Below are 20,754 nucleotides of genomic sequence, written 5' to 3' on the forward strand. Positions count from 1 at the left end.
CGTGTCCGTGTCCGTGTCTCGTTCGCGTCCGGTCCTGTTCTCCGTCCCGCCGCGCGGCGCGCTCACGGCGGCACCACCAGCAACGCGTAGCGCGCCTCGTCCGGCCCGGGGCAGTGGAACCGGGTGCGGCTCCACACCCGGAACCGCAGGCAGTCCCCGGCCCGCAGCGCGTGCGCCGCGTCGCCCACCGTGACCTCCAACGCGCCCGCCAGCATCCACAGATGCTGTTCGAGTCCCGGCAGCGACGGCTCGTCGTACGCCAGATCGGCGCCCGGCCGCAGCACGCACTCGACCACCTCGCCGCGCAGCCCCGGATGCGGCGGCGACACCGAGCGGCGGGTGAAGCCCGCGCCCTCGTCCCGCCACACCGGCTGGCTCCCGGCCCGCACCAGCCGTGGCGGCTCCGGCTCCACCTCGGCCAGCAGCCGGGACATCGTCCGCTGGTACGCCGCGCAGAGCGTGTTCAGCAGGGTCGCGGTCGGGCTGATCTCGCCCCGCTCCAGCCGGGACAGGGTGGACCGGCTCACCGAGGTGCGCCGGGCCAGCTCCTCCAGCGACCAGCCGCGGTCCTCGCGCAGCTCCGCGAGCCGCTGGGCGAGCCGCGCCTCCATCCCGTCCCGTCTCATATTCGGGAGACTATCCCGGATCAGGGAAATCGAGCGAGTGTGTTGCAAGAACGACACAAAGAGGGGGCGCGGCGGCCGGAGCGTCAGTGGTGCTGCGTAGGGTCGTGGCAACCGTCGGAGAAGGCGGACTGCGAGGAACCAGGAAGGGACAGCACGTGAGCCTCAACTTGTCCAAGGGGCAGGCGATCAGCCTGCAGAAGTCCGACGGGGGCACCCTGACCGCGGTGCGGATGGGACTTGGCTGGCAGGCCGCGCCCCGCCGGGGGCTGTTCGGGTCCCGGACCCGCGAGGTCGACCTCGACGCGTCGGCGGTGCTGTTCGCCGACAAGCAGCCGCTGGACGTGGTCTTCTTCCGTCACCTGGTGAGCGACGACGGGTCGGTCCGGCACACCGGCGACAACCTGGTCGGCGGCGCCGGCCAGGGCGGCGACGACGAGGCGGTCCTCGTCGACCTGCAGCGGGTGCCGGTGCACATCGACCAGATCATGTTCACGGTGAACTCCTTCACCGGACAGACCTTCGCCGAGGTGCAGAACGCCTTCTGCCGCCTGGTCGACGAGACCAACGGCCAGGAGCTGGCGCGGTACACGCTGACCGGCGGCGGGCAGTACACCGCGCAGATCATGGCCAAGGTGCACCGCCAGGGCAACGGCTGGCAGATGACCGCCATCGGCGAGCCCGCCAACGGGCGGACCTTCCAGGACCTGCTGCCGGCGCTGATCCCGCACCTGTAGCCACCGGGACGTGGGGGCGTCCGACGCCGCCGCGCACCCGACCAGGCCCTGGCCCGGCGGGCGACTGCGCCCGCGGGGCCAGGGCTTCCCACACCGCGCCCCCAGGGCACCGACGAGCGAAGGAAATTCGAGGCGCACGATGACGGCCGAGCTGATCCGCGGGCAGAACCACCCCCTCCCCGACACCCGACTGGAGATCCGGGTCTCGGCCGGGCAGCCGATCGTGGCCGGGGTGACGCTGAACGACGACGAGTGGCGGATGCGGGACGTCGCGTGGATCGCCCATCCCGCCTCACCCCAGCTCCCCGGCATCGAGGTGTCCCGGCAGGCGGCCGCCGACCACCGGCTCGCCGTGGACCTCGGCGCGCTGCCCCCCGACGTGGCCCGGGTCAACGTGATGCTCGCGCTGCCCACGGTGCCCGGCGGGCCGACCCGCTTCGGCGGGATGACGGCCCCGGTCGTCGCCGCCACCGGCCTGGACGGCACCGGGATCGCCAGCTACACGCTGGTCGACCTCGACACCGAGTCGGCCGTGGTCGCGCTGGAGCTCTACCGCAGGAACGACGCCTGGAAGGTGCGGGCGGTCGGCCAGGGGTACGCGGGCGGCCTCGCCGCCATGCTCCAGGACCAGGGCCTGCCCCAGGCACAGCAGCTGGCGGACACCATCAACGAGGCGGTGGTCAACGGCATGGCCCGTTCCGTGCCGCCGCCGCGCCCCGCCGACGCGACCACCACCACGGGCGGCGGCATCAACTACCAGCACCCGGGCCGTCAGCCGTCGACCCCCGCCGCCGCGCCGGCCACCCCTGCCCCCGCCGCCGCGGGTGCGCCCGCGCAGCCGGGCCAGCCCGCCCAGCCGGTGGCCGGCGACGCCCCCGGCTGGAGCATGGACGAGCGGCTCTACAACCAGGTCTGGGGCATGTTCGAGGACCTGGCCCGCGCCGCGGCGGCGTACCGCAGCGCCGTCGACTTCGCCGACTCCCGCATGGACCAGCAGCTGGAGCGGGTGCTGTCCGACCCGCGCAACCGCATCGGCCAGGCCGCCGACCAGGCCAGGGCCGAGGCCCGCGCCAAGCACGCCCAACTGGTGGATCAGGCGCGCGCCGCCTTCGACCGGGACGTGGCCCAGCTGGAGGCCGAGTCCGCCGTCGTCGAGCCGGCCCTGCCCCCGGCCTACGCCCGCTGGGACAACCCGGCGTGGCAGGCGTACCGGGTGCCGACCGACGCGCCGATGGCGCTGCGGCTCGGCGATCTGAGCCTGCCCGAGCGGGCCGAGCTGCGGATCCCGATGCTGGTGCGGCTCCCGCTGGAGCGCGGCCTGTGGATCGACTGCGGGCGGAGCGCCGGCTCGGCCGACTCCGCGGTGGTCGACTCCCACGAGCTGCGCCGGCTCGGCGCGGAGACCGCGACGGCCATCGCGGCCCGGCTGCTGGCGGTGCACCCGGTGGGCGACTTCCGGGTGCACGTCATCGACCCCGCGGGCTCCGCCTCGGCCTCGCTCGCCCCGCTGCTGGAGACCGACGCGCTGCGCGAGCCGCCGGCGACCGGCGTTCCCGGCGTGAGCACGACGCTGGCCAGGCTCACCCAGCGGGTCGACCTGGTGCAGATGGCCATCCGCAGCGGCGCCGCGGACTCGCTGCCGCCCGACGTGGACACCGCCGACCAGCTGCTCATCGTGCACGACTTCCCGCACGGCTTCGACGACCGCTCGGTCACCCAGCTCCGCTATCTCGCGGACGAGGGCCCCTCGGTCGGGGTGCACCTGATGATGGTCGCCGACCGCGAGGAGGCGAGCGTCTACGGTCCGGTGCTGGACCCGCTGTGGCGGGCGCTGCTGCGCATCACGCCGGTCCCGGACAACCACCTCGGCGACCCCTGGGTGGGCCACGCCTGGACCTACGAGCCGCCGCTGCTCCCCAAGGGCAGCCAGGTCGCCGCCCAGGCCCTCCACCAACTCGCCGCCGCCCGCCAGTCCTCGGGCAGCTGACCCGGGTTCGGCCGGTTCGGCCACCCCGACTGGCCCGCCGCCGTCCGTAGCGGGGAGGCGTGGGACGGCGGCGGGGGGCTAGAGCGCGCCGCGGAGCAGTGCGGTGACCTCCGCGGTGCGCTGGTGGACGAAGAAGTGGTCGCCGGGGATCGGGCGGAAGGTGAGGTCGCCGGTGGTCAGGCGGCCCCACGCGCGCATCACGCCCGGTGGCACGCTGCTGTCGGCGAGCCCGGCCAGCGCGGTGACCGGGCAGGCCAGGACCGGCTCGTCGGGCGCCGCGTAGGTCTCCAGCAGGGCGAAGTCGGCCCGCAGGCCGGTCGCGGCCAGCGCCACCGCCGCCGGGTCGTCGAAGAGTTCCACCGGCACCTGCCCGTACAGGCCCAGCATGGTGAGGAACGCGGCGCGCGGCAGGTCGTGCAGCGGCGGCCGGTCGCTGGGCTCGTTCGGCGGCCGCTGGGCGGCGACCACCAGCCGGCTCGGCGGCCGGCCCGCTGCCTGCAACCGGCGGGCCGCCTCGAAGGCGACGACGGCGCCGAGGCTGTGCCCGAACAGCGCGTAGCGCTCCGTGCGGTCCCTCAGCTGGTCGCGCAGCACCGGGAGCAGACCTGCCATCAGGCTGTCCATGTCCGTGTACGGCGGCTCCGTGGCGCGCCCCTCGCGGCCCGGCAGCTGGACCGGCAGCACCTCGACCTCCGGCGCCAACAGCCGCTGCCACGACCGGTAGACCGACGCGCCCCGCCCGGCACACGGGAAGCAGAAGAGGCGCGTCGCCGTGCCGCCGTCGGCGGGGGAGGGGAACGGGAGCCACGGGCCGGGTCCCGGGTCCGTTCCGGTGCTCGTTCCGGTGTGGGGGGCCGTGCTCATGGCCCGATCATCCCGGAGATCGCCCGGACGGTGGGGTTCTGGATCAGCGTCGCGATGGGCAGGTCGGTGTCGAACTCGCTGCGCACCCGCGCCGCCAACTGCACCGCGACGAGCGAGTTCCCGCCCAGCGCGAAGAAGTCGTCGTCGAGGTCCACGCCGTCGATGCCCAGCGCGTCCGCCCACAGCGTGAGGAGCCGCTCCTGCGGGCTCGCCGGGTCCGCGGGCCGACCCGGCGTCCCCCGGTCCGGCGCCGCACCACCCGCGGGTGACGCCGCCGCGGGCGGCTCGGCGCTCCCGCCGGCGATGACGTCCTGGGTGAGACGCTCCACCGTGCGGAGCCGGGTGTGGACGCCCTCCGGCACGACCACCACCTGCGGCCCCAGGCGCTCGCCGAGTATGTGCCACAGCGCCCGGACACCCTCCTCCGGGCGTATCGCGAACTCGCCGCCGAGGCCGGGGGCCGGTTCGGGGTCGTCGCGCCCCGCGGCCAGGTCGGTGACCGACGCGCGGAACAGCGCCGGGTCCCAGACGCGGCTGGTGTACCCCGAGACGTCCACGATCTCCCGGCCCGCCTCGTCGGTGACGGTGATGTCGAAGGTGATCAGGTTGCCGTTCGAGCCGCGCCGCCGCGAGTACGCGTGGATCGTGGCCGGCAGGGGCCCCCACACCGTGATGTCGCTGATGGTGAACGGCAGGTAGCTCTCGCCGGTGTCGGCCAGCTCGGGCAGCCAGACGGCGTTGGAGGTGGCGGCGTCGAACAGCGCCGGGTGCAGCGGATAGTCGGGCAGTTCGGCGGCGTAGGCCGCCGGCAGCTCGATCCGGGCCAGCGTGGAGGAGTCGTCGCGGCGGATCTCCGCCATGCTGGTCCAGCGGGGACCGAAGTCGACCAGTCCGATCTGGGGCGCGTACGACTCGGTGTCGGGCTTGGCGACGGGGATGAACTCCCGCAGCACGTCGAGGTCGTGCACCGGCGGCCGGCCGGGCGGGGCCTCGCGCACCAGCCCCGTGACGTGCTCGGTCCACTCCGCCCCGCCGGCCGAGCTGGCGACGGTGAAGCGCAGCGACTCCCGCTCGGGCACCAGCGTGGTGCGCAGGGTGCGGCGTTCGGCCAGCGTCAGCACGGCGAGGAACGTCACGTCGCTCAGCAGGATCGGCGCGTCGGCCGCCAGCGCGTCCGCCCCGGCCGCCCGGGCCATCTCCAGATAGGCCGTGGCCGGCCAGACCGGCGTGCCGGCCACCAGGTGTTCCCTGGTCAGCCAGTGCGAGGTGGCGTCCATGGCGACGTGGTAGCTGGTCCGCCCGTCGGGCCCGTCGGTCCGCGCGCCCAGCAGCGGGTGCGTGCCGGCCTCGGAGGCGGTCGCCGGTGCCACCACCGGCTCGTCGATCGGCGCGCGGGGCGCGGGGACCCGCGCCTCGGGGCGCGACGCCAGCGAGCCGACCTCCGTCGCGGCGCCGGCCTGCAGCGCGCGGAACGCGGCGGGGGCCAGCGCGTCCGCCGTGGCGGCCATGCCGACGTCGCTCCAGGCGTCCCAGTTGACCGAGACCGTGAAGCCGGGTCCTTCGGCGGCCCGGGCGTGCGCGTACGCGTCGAGGAAGGCGTTGGCCGCCGCGTAGTCGGTCTGCCCCAGGTTGCCGGCGACCGACACGATGGAGGAGAACAGGACCATCAGCTCCAGCCGGTCGCCGAGCAGCCGGTCCAGCACGAGCGTGCCCGCGACCTTCGCGGACATCACCCGCTCCGCCTCCGCCCGGGTCTTGAGCGCCAGCAGCCCGCCACCGGGCACGCCCGCGGTGTGGAACACGCCGTGGACCGGACCGAACCGGCGCTCGGCCGCGTCGACGACGCCGCGCATCGCGTCCTCGTCGGCGACGTCCGCCCGGCACACCAGCACCTCGGCGCCGTACCCCTCGATCCGCCGCACCCAGCGCAGCGTCTCCACCACCCCGGCGTCCGCACCGCCATCCGCACCGCCGTCCGCGCCGGCCAGCAGCCCGTCCCAGTCCTTACGGGCCGGGAACGGCGATCGCGCCGTCAGCACCAGCCGGGCCCGCACGGCCCGGGCCAGCGCCTCGGCCACGGTGCGGCCGATCCCGCCGAGGCCGCCGGTGACCAGGTACGTGCCGCGTTCCCGCAGCGACCCCGCGGTACCGGCGGTGCGCGGCTCCGGCACCTCGCGGTAGCCGAGCAGCCAGCGCTTGCGACCGCGCAACGCCACCCATCTCTCGCCGGCCCGGCCGAGCTCCGCCAGCAGGCCCTCGATGGGCCGGCGCTCGGCGACGTCGACGCAGCGGACGGCCACCTCCGGCAGCTCCTTGGCCATCACGTCGCAGACGCCGAACACCGCGGCCCGGGCCGGCTCCACCGGTTCCGCGCCTGACACCGACCGGGTGCGCGAGCCCACCACGTCCCACCGCCGGCCCGCGGCCTGGCCGGCCGGGTGCTCGGCCAACGCCTGGGCGAGGAACAGCACGCTGAAGAAGCCCAGGTCGAGCCAGCCGGCCGGACCCTCGTCGTCCGCCTCGGTGGCCGGCCCGAACAGCCAGCCGTGCAGCACCCGTCGTGGTACCAGCCCGTCGTCGGCCAGCGAGGCGACCAGCAGGTCGTAGTCCTCCCGGACGCCGGGCCTGAGCAGGTACCGGCCGCCGGCCACCCGCTCGAAGCGCGGGCCCGGCTCGACGGTCACCACCTCGCCGCGGGCCCGCCGCAGCCCGTTGACGGTCTCGTCGAGGCCGGCGCCCCGGCGGAACACCAGCCAGGTGGTGGCCATGGGGGCGTCTGCCGGCGGTCCCGCCGGCCGGTCCTCGCGCCACTCGGGCTGGAACAGGGCGCGTTCGATGGGCCGGCGGCCCTCCTCCGGCTCGGGCCGGCCCGGCTCCTCGGCCACCGCGGGGGCGGCGACCGGGTCCAGCCAGTGCGTCGTCCGCTCGAACGGGTAGGTCGGCAGCGGCACCCGGCGCCAGTCCGCGCCCCAGTACGCGGTCCAGTCGACCGCCGCGCCGGCGCTCCACAGCGTGCCGACCGCCCGGGCCATGCGCGCGGCGCCGTCCTCGTCGCCCTGCGGCATCGGCATGGTCGGCTCGATGGTCCGGCCCCGGCTGCCGGACGCCACGGCCTGGGCCCGGGCCAGCCCGCTGAGCACCTGGCCGGGACCCACCTCGACCAGCAGCCGGTCGGGGTCGTCGAGCAGCAGCGCCACGCTGGGCGCGAAGCGCACCGGAGCCCGCAGATGCCCGACCCAGTAGGCGGGATCGACGGCCTGTTCGTCGGTGATCCAGTCGCCGGTGACGTTGGAGACGAACGGAAGGCGCGGCGCGCGCAGCTCCACCCGGTCCAGTTCGGCGGCGAAGGCGTCGAGCGCCGGGTCCATCATGGCCGAGTGGAAGGCGTGCGAGGTGTGCAGCCGGCGCCCGGTGACGCCGCGTTCCGCGAGCCGCGCCGCGGCGGCGTCGAGCGCGTCCTCGGGTCCTGAGACGACGGTGAGCCGCTCGCCGTTGTAGGCGGCGACGTCCACCCCCTCCAGGTCGGCGAGTTGCTCAGCCGGCAGCGGCACGGCCATCATGCCGCCGCCGGGCAGCTCCTGGACGAGGGCGCCGCGCCTGGCGACCAGGCGCACGGCGTCGGGCAGCGAGAAGACGCCGGCCAGGCAGGCCGCGGTGTACTCCCCGACGCTGTGCCCGACCATCCCGGTGGGCACCAGACCCCAGCTGGCCAGCAGCCGCGCCGTCGCGTACTCGACGGCGAACAGCGCGGGTTGGGCGAGCCGGGTCTCCGTCAGCTTCCCCCAGGCCCTTGGGGGCCTGGGAGGTGCCCCCATGGCGGCACCCGGCTCGTCGTCGGCGAACAGCACCGCGCGCAGGTCCTCGCCCAGCAGCGGTTCGGCCAGGTCGGCGCAGTCGTCCAGCGCCGCGCGAAACGCCGGCTCCTGGCGGTACAGCGACCGGCCCATGCCCAGGTGTTGGGAGCCCTGGCCGGGGAAGAGGAACGCGACCGGGACGGGCGCGCCGTCCGGGGTGTCGGGCCCGGGAGGCCGGCCGGTCGCCGCGATCCGGTGCTCGGGCGCGGAGCGCAGCGCCTTCGGCGCGCCCTCCTCGCCGACCACCACGGCGACGCGGTGGCTCAGCTGCGGACGGCCGCAGCTGAGGGTGGCGGCGACGTCCCGGAGGCGGAGCTCGGGGTGTGCCTCCAGATGGTCGGCGAGCCGCCGGCCGGCGGCGGCGAGCGGCTCCGGGCCCCGGGCGGAGAGCGGCAGCAGCACCGGGCGCGGGGGCGGCGGCCCGGCGTCGGCGGCCCGCGCCGCCCCGGCCGGGGCGGCCGTCGGGATCGGCGACGTGGGCGCGGCAGGTGGGGGTTCGGCGACCACCACATGCGCGTTGGTGCCGCCGACGCCGAAGGAGCTGACCGCCGCCGTCCGGGTCGGCTGGTGCTCGGGCCACGGCGAGAGTTCGGTGTTGACGTAGAACGGGCCGTGCTCGAAGTCGATCTCGGGGTTCGGCTCGGCGAAGTTGATGCTCGGCGGTATCCGGCCCTCCCTGATGGCGAGCACCGCCTTGATCAGGCCGACGACGCCGGCGGCCGGTCCCAGGTGGCCCACGTTGCCCTTGACCGAGCCGATCGGGCAGCTGCGGACGCCGGTCAGGCCCAGCTCCCGGTAGGCCCGGGTGAGCGCGGCCACCTCGATCGGGTCGCCGACCCGGGTGCCGGTGCCGTGCGCCTCCACGTAGCCGACGCCGGCCGGGTCGATGCCGAACGTGGTCATGGCCCGGCGGATCAGCGCCGCCTGGCCGTTCACGCTGGGCGCGGTGAACCCCGACTTGACCGCGCCGTCGTTGTTGATCGCCGAGGCGCGGATCACGCCGTGCACCTGGTCCCGGTCGGCGACGGCGTCGCGCCAGCGCTTCAGCACCACGGTGCCGACGCCGGTGCCGAAGATGGTGCCGTCGGCCGCCGCGTCGAACGGCCGCACCCGCCCGGTCAGCGAGAACATGCCGCCCTCGGCGGAGCGGTAGCCCGTGATCCGGGGCAGCTCGACCTGCACCCCGCCCGCGACGGCCGCGTCGCATTCGCCGGCGCGCAGCGCCTGGCAGGCCAGGTGCACGGCGACCAGCGACGTCGAACAGGCCGTCACCACGTTGGCGCTGGGCCCGGTCAGGCCGAGGTGGTACGAGACGGCGGTGGTGATGTAGTCGGTCGCGTTCGCGAGCACCACGCCGACGTCGCCGAGGAACGCCGCCGCGGACGGGTGGCCGCTGACGTTCCACTCGCGGTAGAAGTTGGGCGCGCCGCCGCCGTAGACGCCGACGGTGCCGGGCACGCCGAACGGGTCGTAGCCGGCGTGCTCCAACGCGGTGTACGCCGACTCGAGGAACAGCCGGTGCTGGGGGTCGCGCACCTGCGCCTCACGGGGCGTCAGGCCGAAGAAGGCGGCGTCGAACTCCGCCAGGTCCGCCAGGATCGGCTTGGCCCTGATGTACGTGGGGTCCCGCAGGTCGGCCTCGGCGATGCCGGCGGCGCGCAGCTCGTCCTCGTCGAAGCGGGTGACCGACTCCACCCCGCCCGCCACGTTGGCCCAGAACTCGTCGAGCCCGGGGCTGCCGGGCACCCGGAGCGCCATGCCGACGATGGCGATGGGCTCCGAGCCGTCCTCCGAGCCGTCCGCGGACTGGTGTTGCCTACTCTCCGTCAGGTCCATGGAGTCACCCCGTGGTTCGGCGGTCGTTCAGCGGTGGACGATCATTCCGCATCCTCCAGCCGTGCCGTGCCCACGTCAATGCCCGTGGTTCGACCATGACGTATGGTCGTCGACAATGACGTACGGTCGACGGCGGATAGGGTCCTCCCAGAAAAGGAGGCCACCCGTGCCCGAACCGACGACGTACCCGCCCGGCGCGCTCTGTTGGGCGGATCTCCTGGCACCCGAACCGGCCGCCGCGGAACGCTTCTACGCCGACGTCCTCGGCTGGGAGTACGTGCACGCCGGCGCGGCCTTCGACGACTACGCCTACGCCACCCACGCGCGGCACATGGTCGCGGGCATCGCCGGCGGCGAGGCGGACGCCGAGGGCTTCTGGGTCGTCGCCTTCGCGACGGACCGCGCCGACGCGCTGGCCGAGCGGATCGTCGCGGCGGGCGGGGAGGTCATCGACGGGCCCCGGGACTTCGGGATCCAGGGCCGGAGCCTGGTCGCCGTGGACGCCGCCGGGGCGCACGTCGGCTTCTGGCAGCCCCGGGCGCACCTCGGCGCCGGGCTGGTCGGCGCGCCCGGCGCGCTGTGCTGGGCGGAGCTCGCGGTGCGCGACGTCGCCGCGGCGGACGCCTTCTACCACGCGGTGCTCGGCCTCAGGGCGGGCGCGCACGCGGCGGCCGGCAGCCCGGACTACGCCGCCTACCTGCTCGACGGAGCGACGCCCGGGGACGCCGGCGGCGGCGTCCCCGTGGCCGGCCGCACCGTCCTGGGGCCCGAGGCGTCCGGCGTCGAGCCGTTCTGGATGCCGTACTTCGGGGTGACCGACGCCGCCGGGACCGCCGCGCTCGCGACCGACCGCGGGGCCACGCTCCGGCATCTCGGCGCGGACGCCACCGGGCGGGGGCTCGCGGTGCTCTCCGACCCGTGGGGCGCGACGTTCGCGGTGCTGGAACTCGCGCCCGGGACCTGACCGCGCGGTGCCCCACCACCGCGAGGGGCTGGTGGGGCACGGCGTTCGGAGGGCCGACCTACGGGGTGAGGATGCGCGGCTCGCCGAGCGGTTCCCCGGACGCGTCAAGGGCGGTGACCCGGTAGACCGTGTCGTCGTCGGGGGCGGCCACCCGGGCCGCCGTCTCGAAGCCGGTCTTGTCCACGGTGGCCAGCTCGGTGAGCTCGCCCCGGCTCGGCCCGGCCTCGATCCGCCACCGCTCGACCTCGGTCGCGCCGTTCCAGCTCACGTAGACGCTGCTGCTGCCGTCGTCGGCGGACTGGTCCACGACGACGTCCGGCGGCACGGACGGGGTGGCCTCCCATTCGGCGCGCTCCGTGCGGTAGGTCACGTAGCCCTGGTCGAAGCGGCCGGTGAACACCCGCTGTCCGTCCCGGTACTCCTCGAACTGACCGGTGTTGCCGTAGGACACCAGGAAGTTGCCGTTGTCGAGCAGCCGGTTGTTCCCGACGTACATGCCGAAGAGCGGCGAGGTCGGCCGCATGTCCTCGACCAGCGTGGCCGTCATGGCCTGCTCGTCGATGTCGTAGACGGTGCCGCGGGAGGTCGCGGGGGAGTGCGCGTTGCCGTTGTCGAACACCGAGAGGCTGCCGTCGGGCAGCCGCCGGGCGTCGTGCTGGTAGCTGGGCATGGCGGCCGAGCCGCCGTTGAACGTGAAGTCGTTGTTCTCGCCGCCGAAGCGCCAGATGATGTCGCCGGTGTCGATGTCGATCTTGTAGACGGTGCTGGTGTTGCGGGCGCTCACCAGGATGTCGCCGTCCGTGTCGTACTCCAGCGAGTTGGTGTGGTACAGGTCGAAGAAGCCGAATCCGCCGGTGAGCGATTCCGTGGTCTCGGTGACCGGGATGTTCTCGATGGCGCTCCACTGGAAGGTGACCTGGTTCGTGTTCAGGTCGATCTCCTGGATCACCGGGTTCATGATCGTCGCGTTGGCCGGGCCGCCGTACGGGCTCAGGTTGTAGGTGGCGGTGGAGTAGCTCTGCAGCAGCACCCTGTCGCCGTCCGGGCTGAACTCGACGTCGTGCGGGTCGAGCGGGTAGTTGCCCTGCATCGTGAGCGTGGCGATCTCGTTGTACGAGGTGTCCAGGATGACGCACCGGGTTCCGGTGCCGCCGAACGAGGCGACCTGGAACGTGGCGAGCGCCGGCTGGCCCCGGAAGGTGACGGGCTCGAAGTCGTAGTACATGCCGCCGCCGGTCGCGGCCCGGGTCCAGATCAGCTGGCCGCTGTTGTCGTAGATGGCGAGATCCCCGCCGCCGGTGCCCGAGTTGCCGGGCGTGGCCAGGATCAGCTCGTCGGACACCTCACCGGTCGTGGTGGTGGTCAGCCCGGGCGCGACGAGCGTGGGCTGGGTGACGAAGGGCGCGTCCGCGGTGGGCGCCGCGGACGACCCGACGGGCGCGGCCTGGCGCTCCGCCGCGCTGGCGGCCGGCGCGAGGGAACACAGCACGGCCGCAACGGCCGCTGCCGCGGTGGTACACCGCAGCAGCGGGAGATTCCTCTGTAAGTGGCGCATCTGAGCTCTTTCGTCGGGGTGGCGAGTGAGTTCGATGCGCTCCTGCCACCTCAACACTCCCCGTATTGCGCCCCGTTAACACGGCATTGCGGGAAGCGTGGTGCCGGCCCGTGTCCGGCCCCGTCCGGCCCCGGCGGGCCGAACGGGGCCGGACACGGTCCGACGGCCTCAGCAGCCACCTCCGTCGCCGCCTCCACCGCCTCCGCTGTCACCGCCCCAGCCGCCGCCCCCCGAGTAGGAGCCGCCGTCGCCGCCCGGGTGGTCGCCGCCCCGGCGGTTCCGCCGGTCGGCACGGAGGCTGAGGGCGAACGACACCAGCACCACCGCCGCGAGCACCAAGGTCACGAAGCCGCTGGTGTCACCTGAGATCCCCATGTCTCCCCCTGGGACGCCGACGTACTTTCCAGCACGGACGGTCGACCGCCGCCGCCCGCTCCGGGGGCAGCCACCCCTGCACACGGTCTCCTCGACCGGAGGCGCGGCTACCGCATCGTCGCCGTCAGGCTCCGGCCGTACGTCTGGTGGGTGGTCGCCTCCACCAGGGTGCCGCCGGGCACCCGGCTGACCCGAACGCCCGGGTCCGCGGACTCGGCGCGCAGCGGCCGGCCGCGGACCAGGACCGACACCGTGTCCCGTTCCGTCGTCGGATCCGCCACGGCGATCGAGAGGGCACCGTCGTCGGACTCGCGAAGGAGCACAGAGCCTGGTCCGTCGAGACGGAGCCGCCCGGCGCGGTGCGTGCCGCGGGTGAAGCCGTTCAGGGCGACCAGGCCGAGGCCGGCGTGCTCGACGGCCTGTGCGCTCGGGTCGTTGGCCAGCACCCGCAGCGGGCCGTCGGGACGCCGCAGCCGCGCCGCGGAGGCACCGGGCACGAGGGCGTAGGCGAACGCGCCGGCGCCGGCCGCCGCCCGCTGTGCCACGGACACCGAGAACACCCGCTTCGTGACGGTGGTGTCCGGGTTCGAGGTGCGGACGAGGCGATGGCCGCGGGTCACCTCGTCGAGCGTCACGTGCGGACTCTGCCGGTCCAGGAAGGCGTACCCGACGGCCGCGCCCGTGGTCTCGTTGGCGTACCGCAGCCAGGCCAGCGGCGCTCCCCCGGGCCCCAGGGGCCCGGGAGGTGCCCCCAGGCCGGTGCCGGACCAGGCGGTGCCGTCGCGGAGCTCGCCGGTGACCGAGACGGCGTCCGACGGGTCGGCGATCCGGACGTCGAGGGTGCTGGTCGCGGCCCGCCCCGCGGCGCCGCGTACCCCCGCGGCGAGCACCACGATCTCGTCGTCGAACATGAACCAGGACTTCGTGGCCTCGGCGTTGCGGTAGACGACGAAGTCGTCGGGGAGCAGGCCCTCGTGCCGCGCGGCGTACGCGGCGTCGTCGGACTGGACCAGCCCGGCGGCGCCGTACGCGCCGAGGGTGGCCCCGCCGGAGAACGCCTGGGTGCCCGTGGGGAAGTAGACGTAGGTGTTCTGCGACTCGGAGGACGAGGTGAAGCCGGCCTCCGGATTGTCGTACCACAGCTGCCCGTAGAGGTCGGGTATGGTCCGGCGCTCCTCCACGGGCGCGGTGACGCCGGCCAGCCGGTAGGGGGAGACGGCCGTGTAGTAGTCGACGCCGAAGGACCGGGTCTGGTCCTCGCCGGCGAGATAGAGGTAGTGGGCGCCGTCCCCCTGGAACCAGGGCATCAGGTTCTCGCCGCTCATGTACTCGTACTTGCTGATCCGCGCGGAGCTGCGGGCCACGGCGAAGGCGTACCCGGGCCGCCGGTGCACGGTTCTGTCCATCGCGTTGAACGCCACGTTCCGCGCCGCCGGGTTGAGGTCGGCGGCCGGTACCGAGGCGTCGGCGAGGATGTCGGCGTAGCGGGCGACGGACTCGGGGGAGACGAACCTGGCCGGGTCGGGTGCCACCTTCGCGGTCTCCCGCACGTGCTTGACGTAGCCCCGCAGCGCCGTGCCGTCGGCGCCGGTGACGTGGTCGGACAGGTCGGTGACGGCCTCCACGACGGCGGCCACGGAGGCGTACCCGTTGGTGCTGGTCCGGGACACCGAACGGCCCCTGACGATCTCCATCATCCAGCCCTCGAAGACCAGCGGGGCGAAGCTGTCGACCACCCAGCGGCGCGCGGTCTCGGCCAGGTCTCCGTCCTGGACGTAGCCGGTGCCGTCGAGGATCTTGACGGTCTGCACGACGCGGGTGAGCAGCGACGTGCCGTAGGAGCCGGTGTAGGCGACCGAGGAGTGCTGGACGAACGAGCCGTCGGCGTAGAAGCCGTCGGTGACGCCGTGCCGCAGGTGGTACGGGTCGATGGTGGCGAGGATCGTCCGCTGGTCGGCGATCGCCTTGGCGATCCGGGCGTCGTCGCCGAGCACGGCGCCCTGGAGCATGCGGTTCGTGGTGATGTCGGCGAGGTTCGCGCCGGTGTGGAAGCGGGAGTCGAGGTCGACGTCGCCGTTCTCGCCGTTGCGCAGGTAGGCGTCCATCGAGGCGACGTACGTCGCGGTCAGGTCGGGGCGGTGCTCGGCGAGCCGTTCCCGCAGCAGCACCAGCGTCCGGCTGACGTGCGCGGAGATGCCGATCTCCCAGTTGAACCAGTTGCCGTAGTAACCGCCGGCCTGGTCGCCGTAGTAGTGGTCGTGCAGCCACTGCAGGCCGTCGATGACGCGCCGTTGGACGGCCGCGTCGTCGCGCAGGTCGGACGGGGTCGCGCCGGGCACCCGGGTGGCCAACGCGATCTCGTAGAGGTACTGGAACGACGCCGTCAGGTTGGCGTCGCTGGTGCCGAGCGCCACCCCCCGGAAGAGCTCGCCCTCCCCGGCCGCGTCCAGCGCGGCGAGCCGGGTCCCGGCGGTCGCCTCGATGGCCGCGAGCTTCTCGGCGACCTCCGGCCGGGCGTTGGTCTCCGCGGTGCCGGCGAACACCGCGACGACGTTGCCGAGTAGCCGCGCCGGGTCGCCGGCCGCGGCGCCGACCCGGGCGCCGGCGGCGCCGGCCGGAGCCGCACCCGGAGGGGCGACCGACCACAACGCCGCCGCGGGGGCGACCGACAGCACGGCACGACGCGAGATCCGCATGGGCAGGCTCCAACCCTCGACAACCCTCGACCGAAAACCGGTCGTGGCATCCAACCAACCGGCCGTGCCCATGTCACTAGTCGTGCGGGGATCCGGGCGACGCGCGCAAAGGGCTGCCGCCCGGTCAGGGTGTGTCAACAAAGACACCCAGGAGAGGGAAGTGATTCACGCGAAAGGAGTACTCAGGGAGACGGAGTGATCGCGCTGAGTAGATTTGGAGATGTCCGTTCCCGCCTCATCCGAGAGGACATCATGCGCATTCGACACGTCGTGGGGGCCGCGGCCGCGGCCGCCGTCCTCGTCATCGCCGGACCGGCCGCCACGGCGAGCGCCGAGTCGACGGGCCTCTTCCGCTACAGCCTCCCCGGGGGGAACGAGGAGACCGTCGACGATCCCATCCCGTACCAGTGCTACGAGATCGGCGCGGCCGACAAGCAGGTCACCCGCGGCTTCAACAACACCGTCTTCATCGCCGAGTTGTACGCCGACGGGAACTGCACGCACTCGCTAGGGATCGATGTCCTGCCGAACGAGGGCTTCGTCAGCGACCCCGTGCAGAGCGTCGCCTTCCGCCCGGCCTGACGCCTCCGCCCCTGGTCACCGGCGTCCCACCGCGCGTTGGGTGCCGGCCCGGCGCCACCCGTTCGGACCAGAGTCGGTCGCCCCGCCGCGCAGCCCGCCGGCCGGCCGGCGGGCGTAGCTGGTGGCGACGACGACCCGCTCAAACGGTGACCGGTGGTCCGGTGTTGACATGGGGGAGACGTCGGGGGCGCCTCAGGAGCCGAAGCGCTCGGCCTCCTTCTCGCGGCGCCGCACGGTCGCCGTCGCGTCCTGGGCGCGGCGGCGGGCCTGGTCCACGGCGCGTTCCGCCTCGCGCAGCCGTTTCGCGGAGCGGTGCCGGTCGGCGTCGGCGGCGTCCCGTTCGTGCTCGGCCCGCTTCAGCAGTTCCCGCGCCTCGGTCACCCGTTGCCGCGCCTCCGCCAGACCGCGCTCCGCCTCCTCGTGCCGGCGCTCGGCGTCCGCCTGCCGCTCCTCCCGGCCGCGCAGCTCCGACCCGGCCTCATCGGCCGCCCGGCGGGCCCGCTCCAGCTCCCGTCGGGCGCGCTCGGCGCGCCGCCTGCGGGCCTGGTCCAGGTCGCCGACGTCCGCCCGCCTCCCGGCCCGGCCCCGGTCCTCCACCTCCGCCCTGGCCCGGTCTCTGGTCCGCTCGCGTGCCGGGCCCCGGGGCCCCGCCGCTCGGTCCGGGGCGTCGCCGAGGCCCACACCGCCGAGGTCGGACGGCGGGCTCAGCGGCCGGTCCAGCCGGCCGGCGGCCCACCGGTCGGACGCCTCCTCGTCGGCCAGCACGGCCAGCAGCGTCCGCTCCACCTCCCGCTGGGCCTCCTCGCCGATCGGGTGCCCCGCCTCGTCGGCGAGCCGGGCCGCCTGTCCGGCCAGCGCGGCCACCAGGCGGCGCTGCCGGCCCAGCAGCTCGCGCAGCTGCGCGCCGTCCAGCTCCCGCATGGCGCGGCGCAGTTCCCGGCCGAGTTGGGTCAGGCGTTCCGCCGCGTCGGGTTCGGCGCGGACCAGCAGGTTGCTGGCCCAGGCCGCGAGGGTCGGGCGCCGCAGTCTGCTGACCTGGTTCGCCAGCTCCCGGTCGCCCTCCTTCCTGGCCGCCCGGGCGCGCCCGTCCCGGGCCGCGGTGAACTCGGTCGGGCGCAGCCCGTACAGCTCGTCGGCGATCGACTCCTGGTCCACGAGGTCCGTCCCGCCTTCTCCCGCCGGCACCGCCCGCCCCGTTGACTCGATCGTCGCGCGGATCCACGCGTCGTGCCTCGCGGTGCTGGGCCGACGGCGTCGGGGTGGCGATCCGGCCGGAGACCGACGTCGGCCCCCTCCGCACGGTCTCCAGGTGCGGAGGGGGCCGGGTCGGTGGCGCGCCGCGGGTCACCGGATCAGCAGAACCAGCCGTCCTGGACCCAACCGCGACGATTGACGTTGCCGTAGGCGAATCCGTACACCCAGTCGCCGGACACGCGTTCGACGAGGAAGGTCTCCGGGTGGTACAGCGTGCCCATCCACGCACCGAGCGGCTCGGTGCGGACGAAGAGGCTCTCGGCGCAGACGGTCTCCCGCACGCCGGGCGTCCCGTTGTCCGCCTGGGCGGGCGTGGCGGTCAGGCCGGCGGCCAGGGCGAGGGCGGCGACGGTGGCGCCCAGGGTGGCGAGGGTGCGGCGGGTCACCATGAGCCCCACCCGCCCAGGCACTCGTACCGCACGTAACCCCAGTCGTTCGGGCCGAAGTCGAAGGTGGCGGCCCAGCCGTTGTAGACGGGGTGCGCGCCACGGGTGTGGCCCACCTTGTCGCCGTAGCCGAGCGTGCGCTTCAGGTCGACCGGGCCGGAGGAGCTGTCGTAGTTGTCGTAGAAGCTGGCGCTCTGGCAGACGATGATCGCGTGGTCGGGCACGACCGGATCCGCGTGCGCCGGCGCGGATCCGAGGAGCGCGGACGCGGCGAGGGCCGCGCCGACGGTGGCGAGCCGTCTCAGACGTTGTGGCATGCGGGGAGTCTCCCGGTGGGGGTTGGCATGTCCATTGCTTCTCAAGGGTTGTCTACCCGCGTGGACCCGCCGGTTATGCACGGTCCCCGATGACCGAACGGCCGTCAGACGTGCCAGTTGACGCACAGGTGCACCGAATGGTCGAACTCCACCAGGAAGCAGTACTGCGCGAGCCGGTCGCCGTCCCGGCCGGTGCGCGAGAGGAGGACGCCCGCGCCCTCGCCGAAAAGCGACACGGTGTACGTCACCCACTCCCGGCCGGCCATGAACTCCCGGAGTGACCGGTGGTGGCGGGCGAGTTCGCCGGCGATCGCGCCGGACACCGCGGCCACCGCCTCCGGCAGCGCGTCGCAGCGCGCCACGTTCGCCCCGCCGTAGACGTCGAGCCGGGACGCCGCGATCCGCGCGGTGGCGCGGGGGAGCGTCTCGATCCGGTCCGCCAGGCCCTCGACCACGGCGAGCACCGCGTTGCCTGACGCCTCTCCCGCGGCCACCAGATGTTCGGTGCCGGCGTCCGCCCCCAGCCAGCCGGGCCGCCCGGCGGCGGGGTCGCGGGCCAGCCGCGCGGCGAACGCCGCGTAGCGCTTCTCGCATCCGGCACACGCGTAACCGCGGGGCCGGCCCACCGCGTCGAGCGACTCCCGGAACGACGACGGGTCCCCGGCCAACTCGCAGAAGTCGCAGCGGAGCGGGCGCTCGGCGACCCGTTCCGCACCGGAGGTCGGGGCACGCCGGAAGAAGCGCATCACCAGGGGGCACCGCCCCCGGTCGGGGGACGGCCCCGGAACCAGAGCCGGGGCCACGGCCCCCGGGCGCGCGTCCGGACCATACGCCCTCCCTACCCCGGGGATCCCGCTCCTAGGCCGCCCGCCAACCCTCGCCGGGCCGCCGCTCCGGTGGCCGGTGCCCGGCGACGGCGTTGCGCGAAATGACAAACGCCGGCCGGCCGCGGGGCGCCGCTTTGCGACGTGTGACGAAGATTCCCGCACCGCCGGTACCCCAGCATGGTGCGGACGCACGTCCCCCCGGCCGCACGGCCACGAAGGAGGCGCAGCGATGGTCCACGGGAGCAGCTACGCGCGGGCGGTCCACCGGGACCGGAAGGGCGGTGTCGCCGCATGGGTCTAGACGAGACGCCGGCCGGCAGCCGGCGGATCCCGCTCGACTCCGCGCTGCCGCTCGGCGCGTTGACCGAACACCCGCACACCGGCCGGACGCTCTTCATCGACGCGGACCGCGCCGCCTGGCTTGCCCTCGACGAGCGGGAGGCGCCGCTGCTGCGTCGCCTGAGGGAGCGGCCGACCGTGCGGCAGGCGCTCGACGGCCTCGACGAGACGGAGCGAGCGGCGCTGATCCGGGTGCTCGGCCGGCTGGTCCGCGCCGGGTTCCTCAGCGATCCGCCGGACCCCGCGTCGCTCGACCGCTACCGCCGGGTGCAGATCCACCTGACGAACCGCTGCAACCTGGCCTGCACCCACTGCTACATGGACAGCGCGGTCCGCATCACCCCGGAGACCGAACTGGAGTCGTGGCGGTCCCTGCTGGACGAGGTGGCCGGGCGCTACTCGCCCATCCACCTCAGCTTCAGCGGCGGCGAGCCGTTCCTGTCCACCTCGCTGCTGCCGTTGCTGGCCCACGCCCGCTCGCTGTCCGGCACCACGATCGCGACCGCCGTCATCACCAACGGCCTGCTGCTGCGCGGCGCCCGGCTGGCCGAGGTCGGCCCGCTGCTCGACGTGTGCGCGATCAGCCTGGACGGCATCTCGCCGGAGACGCACGACCGGATCCGCGGCGCCGGCGCGTTCCGGCGCACCCACCGGAACCTGCTGGGCCTGGCCGACACGCCGTTCCGCAAGGTGCTCAACATCACGGTGCTGCGCAGCAACAGGGACGAACTGGTCCGCGATCTGCGGCCGTTCCTGGAGAGCCTGCCGTTCCGTACGGACGTGGACCTGGGCACCCTGGTGCCCGAGGGGCGCGGCACGCAGGTCGCCGAGCTGGGCCTCTCCCGTGACGAGTTCCGCGCGACGCTGGCCGAGATCTCCGCCTCGCTGACCAGCGGCCCGACCGCCGACCGGCCCACGGTCGGGGTCGACGGCAGCGCGCTGTGGACCAGCGTCCCGGTCCGGCCGCGGCAGAGCTGCGGCTACGGGGACACGCTGACCGTCTACAGCAACGGCGACGTGTCCACCTGCCTGACACCCCGGTTCATCCGGGGCAACGTCTTTCGGGACGGGGCCGTGCGACTCGTCGACACGATCGACCGGGAGCGGGACCTGCTCCAGGTGAGCCGGCTGGCCGAGTGCCGGACCTGCGATCTCCGGCACATCTGCGGCGGACGCTGCCATCTGGGCCAGCTGCGCGGCGACGGCCGCCTCGGCCAGGTGCCCTGCTCCGACCGGTACAAGCAGTCGTTCTACGACAACCTCGTCGCCTGGTCGTCATCCGGGTGACCATGCGTCCCTTCGCTGGTGAGAGGAGGTGAGAAGCATGGCCAACCTCAGCCCCGACTACGGCCTCGACGACGAGATCGACATCGCCGTCCCGGTCGTGACGGAGGAGTCCCAGATGGTCAACACCAGAGGCGCGTCGCTCAACTACGTGCGCTGGGAGCACGAAGCCAGGGGCGCCTTCTGCGCGGACAAGAGCAGCCTGAAGGGCGAGGAGTAACCAGCCCGCGCGTGCGGCCGGAGGTGACACGTCCGGCCGCACGTTCCGCACCCC

At 74.3% G+C, this 20,754-nt stretch carries 16 protein-coding genes; 6 read left to right on the forward strand and 10 right to left on the reverse strand.

What is annotated here, in order from left to right:
- Positions 1–62: 62 nt before the first annotated feature.
- Positions 63–626, reverse strand: coding sequence for an XRE family transcriptional regulator (locus ABGB06_RS26495; RefSeq protein WP_347593734.1), 564 nt, complete (start codon positions 624–626; stop codon positions 63–65).
- A gap of 155 nt (positions 627–781) precedes the next feature.
- Between ABGB06_RS26495 and ABGB06_RS26500 the strand changes: the two genes are divergently transcribed.
- Together ABGB06_RS26500 and ABGB06_RS26505 are read left to right on the forward strand one after the other, a co-directional pair.
- Complete coding sequence (locus ABGB06_RS26500) at positions 782–1,360, forward strand: TerD family protein (RefSeq protein ID WP_347593736.1); 579 nt, start codon at positions 782–784, stop codon at positions 1,358–1,360.
- 139 nt (positions 1,361–1,499) lie between these two features.
- Positions 1,500–3,347: a TerD family protein gene (locus ABGB06_RS26505; RefSeq protein ID WP_347593738.1), complete on the forward strand. Its 1,848-nt coding sequence runs from the start codon at positions 1,500–1,502 to the stop codon at positions 3,345–3,347.
- A gap of 78 nt (positions 3,348–3,425) precedes the next feature.
- Here the strand turns inward: ABGB06_RS26505 and ABGB06_RS26510 are convergent, their stop codons facing one another.
- Together ABGB06_RS26510 and ABGB06_RS26515 are read right to left on the reverse strand one after the other, a co-directional pair.
- Entirely contained in the window at positions 3,426–4,211 is a 786-nt protein-coding gene (locus tag ABGB06_RS26510) for an alpha/beta fold hydrolase (RefSeq protein ID WP_347593740.1), read from the reverse strand.
- Positions 4,208–9,901 (reverse strand): type I polyketide synthase, encoded by a 5,694-nt coding sequence (locus tag ABGB06_RS26515; protein WP_347593742.1) that lies wholly within the window; start codon positions 9,899–9,901, stop codon positions 4,208–4,210. The genes ABGB06_RS26510 and ABGB06_RS26515 overlap by 4 nt, the downstream gene beginning before the upstream one ends.
- A gap of 166 nt (positions 9,902–10,067) precedes the next feature.
- On the opposite strand from ABGB06_RS26515, the gene ABGB06_RS26520 reads away from it, so the two are divergent.
- Complete coding sequence (locus ABGB06_RS26520; RefSeq protein ID WP_347593744.1) at positions 10,068–10,865, forward strand: VOC family protein; 798 nt, start codon at positions 10,068–10,070, stop codon at positions 10,863–10,865.
- A 58-nt stretch (positions 10,866–10,923) separates the two neighbouring features.
- Here ABGB06_RS26520 and ABGB06_RS26525 read toward each other — a convergent pair whose 3' ends face one another.
- From ABGB06_RS26525 to ABGB06_RS26535, 3 genes are all read right to left on the reverse strand, one after another.
- Positions 10,924–12,420: an arylsulfotransferase family protein gene (locus ABGB06_RS26525; RefSeq protein ID WP_347593746.1), complete on the reverse strand. Its 1,497-nt coding sequence runs from the start codon at positions 12,418–12,420 to the stop codon at positions 10,924–10,926.
- A 168-nt stretch (positions 12,421–12,588) separates the two neighbouring features.
- The gene (locus tag ABGB06_RS26530) at positions 12,589–12,795 is read right to left on the reverse strand and encodes a hypothetical protein (RefSeq protein ID WP_347593748.1); all 207 of its coding nucleotides are present in this window, start codon (positions 12,793–12,795) and stop codon (positions 12,589–12,591) included.
- Positions 12,796–12,902: 107 nt separating this feature from the next.
- Positions 12,903–15,491 (reverse strand): polysaccharide lyase family 8 super-sandwich domain-containing protein, encoded by a 2,589-nt coding sequence (locus ABGB06_RS26535; protein WP_347593750.1) that lies wholly within the window; start codon positions 15,489–15,491, stop codon positions 12,903–12,905.
- 252 nt (positions 15,492–15,743) lie between these two features.
- Between ABGB06_RS26535 and ABGB06_RS26540 the strand changes: the two genes are divergently transcribed.
- Positions 15,744–16,073, forward strand: a complete 330-nt coding sequence (locus ABGB06_RS26540; RefSeq protein ID WP_347593752.1) for a hypothetical protein — start codon at positions 15,744–15,746, stop codon at positions 16,071–16,073.
- A 192-nt stretch (positions 16,074–16,265) separates the two neighbouring features.
- Here the strand turns inward: ABGB06_RS26540 and ABGB06_RS26545 are convergent, their stop codons facing one another.
- The 4 genes from ABGB06_RS26545 to ABGB06_RS26560 all read right to left on the reverse strand — a co-directional run bounded on the left by ABGB06_RS26545 (position 16,266) and on the right by ABGB06_RS26560 (position 18,779).
- The gene (locus tag ABGB06_RS26545; RefSeq protein WP_347593754.1) at positions 16,266–17,228 is read right to left on the reverse strand and encodes a hypothetical protein; all 963 of its coding nucleotides are present in this window, start codon (positions 17,226–17,228) and stop codon (positions 16,266–16,268) included.
- 197 nt (positions 17,229–17,425) lie between these two features.
- A complete protein-coding gene (locus ABGB06_RS26550; RefSeq protein ID WP_347593756.1) occupies positions 17,426–17,716 on the reverse strand; it encodes a hypothetical protein in 291 nt (96 codons plus the stop codon).
- Positions 17,710–18,030, reverse strand: coding sequence for a hypothetical protein (locus ABGB06_RS26555; RefSeq protein ID WP_347593758.1), 321 nt, complete (start codon positions 18,028–18,030; stop codon positions 17,710–17,712). Before ABGB06_RS26555 ends, ABGB06_RS26550 begins: the two co-directional genes overlap by 7 nt.
- Before the next feature lie 104 nt (positions 18,031–18,134).
- A complete protein-coding gene (locus ABGB06_RS26560; protein ID WP_347593760.1) occupies positions 18,135–18,779 on the reverse strand; it encodes a hypothetical protein in 645 nt (214 codons plus the stop codon).
- A 369-nt stretch (positions 18,780–19,148) separates the two neighbouring features.
- On the opposite strand from ABGB06_RS26560, the gene ABGB06_RS26565 reads away from it, so the two are divergent.
- Positions 19,149–20,483 carry a radical SAM protein gene (locus ABGB06_RS26565; RefSeq protein WP_347593762.1) on the forward strand — a complete coding sequence of 445 codons (1,335 nt, stop codon included), beginning with the start codon at positions 19,149–19,151 and terminating at the stop codon, positions 20,481–20,483.
- Positions 20,484–20,520: 37 nt separating this feature from the next.
- Positions 20,521–20,700 carry a hypothetical protein gene (locus tag ABGB06_RS26570; RefSeq protein WP_347593764.1) on the forward strand — a complete coding sequence of 60 codons (180 nt, stop codon included), beginning with the start codon at positions 20,521–20,523 and terminating at the stop codon, positions 20,698–20,700.
- The last annotated feature ends 54 nt before the right edge of the window (positions 20,701–20,754 follow it).

The sequence above is a fragment of the Streptomyces sp. B6B3 genome, from assembly GCF_039871525.1.
GTDB lineage: Bacteria > Actinomycetota > Actinomycetes > Streptomycetales > Streptomycetaceae > Streptomyces.